The following is a 6,468-nucleotide window of genomic DNA, read 5'->3' on the forward strand; positions in this document are numbered from 1 at the left end:
ACGGCATCTTCGCCGACTTCGCGTTAATGCTGTACGCACTTTGGAAATCGACAGCTCGGAGGCTCTTCTTGCAATGGTAGCAGATGGCGCTGGCTGGGCCATTACTACGCCGCTCTGCCTGCTACAAGGCAGGACGCACGCGCCACGAATAGCCGTCGTCCCACTACCGAGACCAAGTGCTGAAAGAACGTTTTACGTCGTAGGGCGATCCAACGAGCATGAGCGGACAGTCGGTGTCTTTGCCGGGATTGCCAGGAAAATACTCAAGCAAGATGCCGAGGCGAAAATTCGGCACCTCTGGCCTTGGATTAGATCCGCCGTCAGCACGGTAGGCGCTACAAACCACCCCTCGATGGACGGACAGGATTGATCTTTCTGTCACTGATATGCGGCGCGATTACCGCGCCGAAAAGATCGTTGTCGGACGCGTTCAGTTGAACATGGGTTGCGCTTGGCAGTGCTGCGAACGAGGACGATGAGGAATCTTCCTACATGTGAATCATCGACAACTTGATCGAGAGGGCGATGACCGATCCTACGGCGGTTGATCGAAATTGGCACCGTAGTTCTGCACCGATCAAGCACTAAACGGCGCTGAGAAACTCTCGTTTTTCGCAAGTACCAAAATTCGTTTAATGCTCGGTGTCGTCAAATGGCCGCGGCAGACCTTCTTGCGCGTGCAATGACCTCTTCCGGTGTTGGAGGGTTCGGAGGGTGGAAGGAGAGGCAGATCGGCGTCTTCAGCTTGAACGGTTTGCCGCTTTTCTCCGTCTTGAAGTAGAACTCACCCGCCGCGAGCTTGCCGACGTCGTCGGCCGCTCCCCCGGTCGCGACGATCATGCTTTTTACAGACTGCTGATCCGTTGGAGAGTTCTGCTTGCCCAGAAACTGAGTGGTGCAGTTAGAGACCACCTTGTTGTCGATTCCCTTAGGCGCCTGGGTCACTGCGATCATGCCGAGCCCGTACTTGCGCGCCTGCGCAACGAGCTGCACTCCGCTTGTCTTCGAGAGGGCGCCGGCTCCCGAAGGGATAAACAACTGCGCCTCGTCGATCACGTAAAGCAGCCCGCGCGGCGAGGGATTTTTCTTGACCCAGCCAAACAGCGTCATTTGCAGCCGATTGACGAAGTCCTCCTTGGCTTGGTCCGACGCCAAGCCGGAAAGATTGATAACTGAGATGCGTGTCTTCGATGAGCTTTTCCCGAAGAACAAGAGTTTGGGCTCGAGCACGGGCCCGGTTGCCTTGAGCAGCGGGTTAGTGGCGACGGAGGCCTTGAGTTCGTCGGCCATTTTGGCTGCAATCTTATCCGCGTTTCCGATGTCACTGACGTCCTCAGGTAAGTCGGCGAGCAACGCCGTAATCGCCTTGAGGTCGCCGCCACCCCCGCTCGCGAACGCTCGGAGCGCGTCGGCGAGTACGCCCTTCTGCAGATTGGTTTTCACACCCGCCAGCGGCCCCAGTGTGTCGGCGGCCATGATTACCGCCTGTGCGCGCTCATCGGGATCGTCGCCGACAGCGACGAAGTCTGGCAGCACGGAAAGGAACAGTGGATTGCCGGCATGGACCCCCGGCGTCCACACCACGACCTCGACAGTGGCGGCGTAGCGTGTAGCCTTGGCTTCATCCTCATCGGTGAAGGCAGCTGGCGGCTCCGGCCAAGCATCGCCCAGACGCGACAGATCGTTATTGGGGTCGATCACGATGGCCGGAATGCCGGCCAGCGCCGCCTCCTCGACGATGCGCCGCAGGAGCACCGTTTTGCCCGATCCTGCGCCGGCGATGATCGCCGTGTGCCGCGGCAACGAAGCCGTAGCCAGCTCCACGGTGTCGCCACCCGCCACGCGACGGCCTACGGGGATTGCGGCCGCGAGTGGTGCATTGACCGGAACCCCTTGGAATTCCGTGCTTCCGGGCGCGGTCGGAACGCTGACAAGCGCCTCCGGGGATAAATTCGAGGCATCCTGCTTTTCTTCGCGGCGAGCAGGCCAGCGCTCGCCTTCGGGCTCACTGGCTTGCGGGCCCACGCCCGCACCTGCGCGATCCTTTCGCCGCAAGAAGTCATGCGCGGCTCCGGCGCTGCGAGCCTCGCGCGATGCTCCGTCCCAAGGCGGCAACGGCGGCGGGCACAAGCCTGCTGCTTTGAAGAAAGTTGTCTCGCATAGCGGTTTGCGTTCGATAAGCCAGCGCTCGAAGGCGTCAAAGTCGCTGGTGGCCAGTGCGGCATCGCGCATCTGGCGCAGGGCTACAATGCTGCGCAGGTCATCGTCGCTCGGGTTGATCTCGAGTCCGCCGGCGGCACGAAACGCGTCGAAAAGCTCCCATGTCTTCGGGCCGCTCGGCGGCGGTCCACGCCGGACGATGATCAGCTTGCGTTCGGCGATCTTGGCGGAGACGCCCGAGGCGGTCAGCGCCGCGCGAAAGCGGGAGCACAGCGCCACGGCATTGCTGTGCTGGAGCGCTCGAAAACAAAAGTGCTGCTCGCGGTCGTTGGAGCGGTGGTCAACGAAGGTAAGCCGGACATGGAGGGGCGGCGTCTTCTGCCCTGGGTCGATCTTGGGAACGACCTCGTAATCGTCGTGCGGCGCGATTTGCTTGGCGTAGAGATCGAAGGCGTCGCGCAGCAGCATGCCGAGCTTGCTGTCGTCCTTCTCGTCGAGAAGACCATTGAGATCGGCCGCCGCAGCCGCTTCTGAAAATTTGGCGTTGAATCCGTTACGGTCCGTCGGCTCTAAAGGACTATCAACGATAGTGCTCTCTACGAGAGCGTCGCATGGTACGATTTTCCGCTCGGCCAAGCATCGCTTGCGGTGCTCATCGCAGCGCATCAGGATGGTGCGCGGTGTCATGCCGACGGAAGCGCTGTCGATAGCTGCTTCTGTGAAGGGGTGTGTCGGGCTCTTTGGCGCGATACCCGCCTTGGCATAGGCAGGGGCGAGCCTGTCGGCGATGAGCTTGCGTACAAAGGTATCGCGCCGCGCAAGACGCAAGGGAGCCGGCGCTGTAAACCGTTGCGTAAGTGGGGTCGGTCCTTCGGTCTTTATGATTTCCCAGGAGCTCAGCAAACACGTGACCACAATGATGCCGCGACCAATCACGGCCGCGAGATCGAGCAGCCCCGCGGTCAGCAGCTTGGTGAAGTCTGGCGCGTCACCGAAATCCGAACCACCAACGCTGAGCACGCCGTCGATCTGATCGACGGCGATCAGCGTTGGACCAGCCAGACTCATAACCCACATGAGTCCGCGCACGATCTCGACGGGCGACGGTGGGGGCGTCAGGAAACCAAGACTTCTTCGCATAGCCTCATCGGCATCGTAACCCTGCAGCCATGCGTGGGCGATGCCAACCGTCGCGAGATCGTGCGAGCGCAACAGCGCCAACGCGCGGAATACGTCCTGGTACTTCAACGCGTTGGCGGAGTCATTCTTTAGCAAGCCCTTTACCAGCAAATCGACGATCCGCTTCGACTCGATCGTCGGGTTCGCGAAGACAATGTTCACCTCCTTCTCGATCTTGAAGCGACGGGCGACGCCGCCGATCACCGCTTCGTGCTGATGCTGCCCATTTGGCATTTCTTGAAGCATCGAAGTGACAAAGCTGAGGGCAGCGCTCTTCCAGAAATCTGTAATGCCAACCACATCAAGCATCACGAACCAGCAGCCCTCGGCCCAGGCCCTGCGGCGCAGCACGCCAACAAGGTGCGTCTTGCCGATGCCAGCCTGGCCGAGGAACACGCGGCCCGGAGGGTTTGGTGATTTCGTTAGTTGGGCAAGCTCAGCAATGGTGCCATCAACCAAGTCCTCGTTCGGGCCGGCGTCCGTGGCTTCTTCGCTCCAGACGCTGTCGAGCGACCGCACCCAGCCGAAATCTGCGTCCTGTAAGGCCTGTAGTTCGGGGCTCATGACGTTATCCAGATCACATGGAAAGGCTCGCCTGCTGGGCTAAACGCGGCGTCGTGGTCGGCTTGATCGAGTTGGTGGGGATCGTCGTGGCGCATCAGCGACGCCGTCTTGTCCCCTTTGAGAATACGGCCGAGTGCGGCATCAACGGTGGCACGATCCAGGTCGGGGAGTTCGGCTCGTAAGCGCGCCAAGCGCACGGTTTCGTTCTTGCGGCCGTCGGTGACCGCGAGATAGGCCGCCTCTATACGCTTGCGCAGTGCAGCTTCCGAGAGCCGCTTGGGTTTGGCCGAGCTGCCGTCGCGTTTGCGGTGCGTTCTTGCAGGCTGCGGAGGTGGAATCTCTTCCGGCTTGCTGCCGATGAAATTGGCCAGCGTCTCGCCACTCCTTGCCAAGTGTTCGCTGAGCCGAGCCAGGAAGTCGGAGAGCGTCTGCTGCGCCGGCGGCAGCTCCGCGGTAAGGTGTTTCGCGGTCCAGGCCCAACCGGCGTCCTCAAGCTTCAGCTTGAACCCGCGACCCACTTTGGGGGCAGTAATCATCTTCGCCTTGATCAGGGCTTCTCGGTCCCGCACCTGCACCTTCGTTTTCAGTTCGGCTTGCGCGCTTGCGCCGTGGCGGGCGAGGAGCCGGAAGAGCAGCAGTGCTTGGGTGGGTGTCGGATCGTACCTCAAGGCAGTTCTCTCCTCAGATTGACCACGCGGCGTACTTTCTCCAGCGAACGGCTGAGATCCAGTTGCACCTCGGCGTTAGTAAGCCGCAATACCAGGTATCCTGCCACGAGGAGTTCGTAGTCGCGGTGACGGTCGGCACCATAGTTTGGATCGCGCTCGTGCTCGGATCCGTCGAGTTCCACCACCACCTTGCCGTCACGCCAAAGCAGATCGACGCGCGGCGTCGGCCCAAGCGCGCCCAGCTGCAGGGTAACCTCGTCCTCGAACAGGCCGGCAAGGTCGGGCGTGGCCTGCAACGCTTCGCGCATTCGTCGCTCGATGGCGCTTCCCCGTGGCACCGTATCGGAGGGCGGCAGGATCAGCCGGTGCGCCGCCGGCTCGACGGGAAATTGATCGACGATGAGCGCGTCATAAAGCAAGAGGTCCCAAGGCGCCTCGGGCGCAGGCTCCTCGTCAAGCAATGCCACGACAGCCGCGCCGTGGCGACGACACCAATCAAGCGCCGTGATGATTGGTGCTGCTCGCTCGCTACGTAGCGAGTCCACCTCAGCGAGAAGTACAAGACCCGGAAGCACGGACAGCAGGTGGGGAAATTCCGTTTCTTGCGCAAGTCTCTTAAGTCGAGGACGACCGCCTGCCGATGCAAGGCGCGTCGCTGCCCTACGCCACGCTGGTAGCAATCGCGGCAACAGCTTCGGCGACTCGGCGCCTTCCCAATCGGGCCACAGGGCGGCAGCGAGGTCCGCTAGATCGTTAAGAATCCGGTCCAGCGCAAGGGCCGTCGTGGCGACGCCGACCAAGTCAAGCCGCAGCATCCGGAGGGCGAATGACGTGCCAGACAAGACCTCAATAAGCTGAGCCTGCCGAAGACCAACAATAGTCACGGCCCCGCCGGGCCGGAGCGCCATCAGCCTTGCCACAAGCTCGCCGCTTGGGGCCAACAGTCCTGAGGAACATCCCTGATGTGATTGGGGCATTGCGCGCTCGGGTTGCACGATGCGTAGCATACTCTGAGCGGGGTCGGAAAGTCGTTGGCAAGGGATTTTCTGGGGGCGTGCGGGCCTACCGTCGACAGTGAACTTGGGCCCGAACGCCAGCATATGTAGTGAAGCTGTCGCACCCGGTCCTTGGTAAACTTAGAAGTCCGGTCGCGGCACGAACACGAAGTTCAGCAATGTCGCCTGTACTTCCGCAATTGAATGAAGATCGGGGGTGAAACCGACATGCCTTACTCAGCAAATTGTGCGGTGGGCGACCGCAGTATGCCGCCCTATTGTCATCCGCGTCGCTGCCCGGACGCGCTGTTTGCAATGAGCGCACGATGATGCGGCCGTCGGTGACCGATGCAGTGGTGAACAATCGACGTGCGCCGGAATTGCATGAGCTCCTCGCTAGGTGCTGATGAATTCGGCGCACCGCGAACTCGGCCGCCGCCGCTTCCAGCGCCATCGCGTTGTCCAGCGCAGCTCCGGGCATGTAATCGCTCGGCTGACACGCGATTATCGTGCATCAACGACGAGTTGCTGGAGCACTTCGATCTGTCCCCTTGTGTGTCGCCGAGTCCGCCTCGAACGCTCGCTTTCCCCTCGCGATCCATAGCTCGCGAGCATGTGCGCCCTGATCGCTTTGTAGCTTATCAGCCATCCAGAGCAGCGCGCCGTAGATAGTGGCGCGATCATCGCGGGTCAGTTCCACGATACCGGCTTTGACGATGAGGCCGCCGAGTTCGATGAGGTGCCGCGTCCGCTTGCGGCGGTCGACTTGCCACGTGCGCATGTCATGTCGCGCTCTTGCGGCCTGATGCCGGTTGCGCGCCACCCGGTTGCGCAGGAGCGCTGTCCGTGTCGCGGTCAGTTGTTGGTGAATTTCGCCGCGACCGGCTTTGAAAGAACGCGAC

Annotated in this window: 5 protein-coding genes; 1 reads left to right on the forward strand and 4 read right to left on the reverse strand. The window is 61.4% G+C overall.

Annotation, left to right across the window (positions count from 1 at the left end; genetic code table 11):
* On the forward strand, positions 1-370 hold a 370-nt coding region (locus tag JOZ76_RS06915), incomplete at its 5' end, for a LysR substrate-binding domain-containing protein (protein ID WP_291697881.1).
* A gap of 278 nt (positions 371-648) precedes the next feature.
* Here JOZ76_RS06915 and JOZ76_RS06920 read toward each other — a convergent pair.
* The 4 genes from JOZ76_RS06920 to JOZ76_RS06935 form a co-directional block, all read right to left on the reverse strand.
* Positions 649-3,903, reverse strand: a complete 3,255-nt coding sequence (locus JOZ76_RS06920) for an ATP-binding protein (protein ID WP_291697882.1) — start codon at positions 3,901-3,903, stop codon at positions 649-651.
* A complete protein-coding gene (locus JOZ76_RS06925) occupies positions 3,900-4,571 on the reverse strand; it encodes a hypothetical protein (RefSeq protein WP_291697883.1) in 672 nt (223 codons plus the stop codon). Before JOZ76_RS06925 ends, JOZ76_RS06920 begins: the two co-directional genes overlap by 4 nt.
* Positions 4,568-5,038: an endonuclease domain-containing protein gene (locus tag JOZ76_RS06930; protein WP_291697884.1), complete on the reverse strand. Its 471-nt coding sequence runs from the start codon at positions 5,036-5,038 to the stop codon at positions 4,568-4,570. Before JOZ76_RS06930 ends, JOZ76_RS06925 begins: the two co-directional genes overlap by 4 nt.
* Positions 5,039-6,080: 1,042 nt before the next feature.
* Positions 6,081-6,468: conjugal transfer protein TraD (locus JOZ76_RS06935; protein ID WP_441299989.1), on the reverse strand; the 388-nt coding region annotated here is incomplete at its 5' end.

It is taken from the genome of Bradyrhizobium sp., assembly GCF_019244115.1.
Classification (GTDB): domain Bacteria; phylum Pseudomonadota; class Alphaproteobacteria; order Rhizobiales; family Xanthobacteraceae; genus Bradyrhizobium.

Coding starts and splice junctions, on each gene's coding strand:
- JOZ76_RS06920 (WP_291697882.1), bottom strand. CDS start 3,903: ATGAGCCCCGAACTACAGGCCTTACAGGACGCAGATTTCGGCTGGGTG.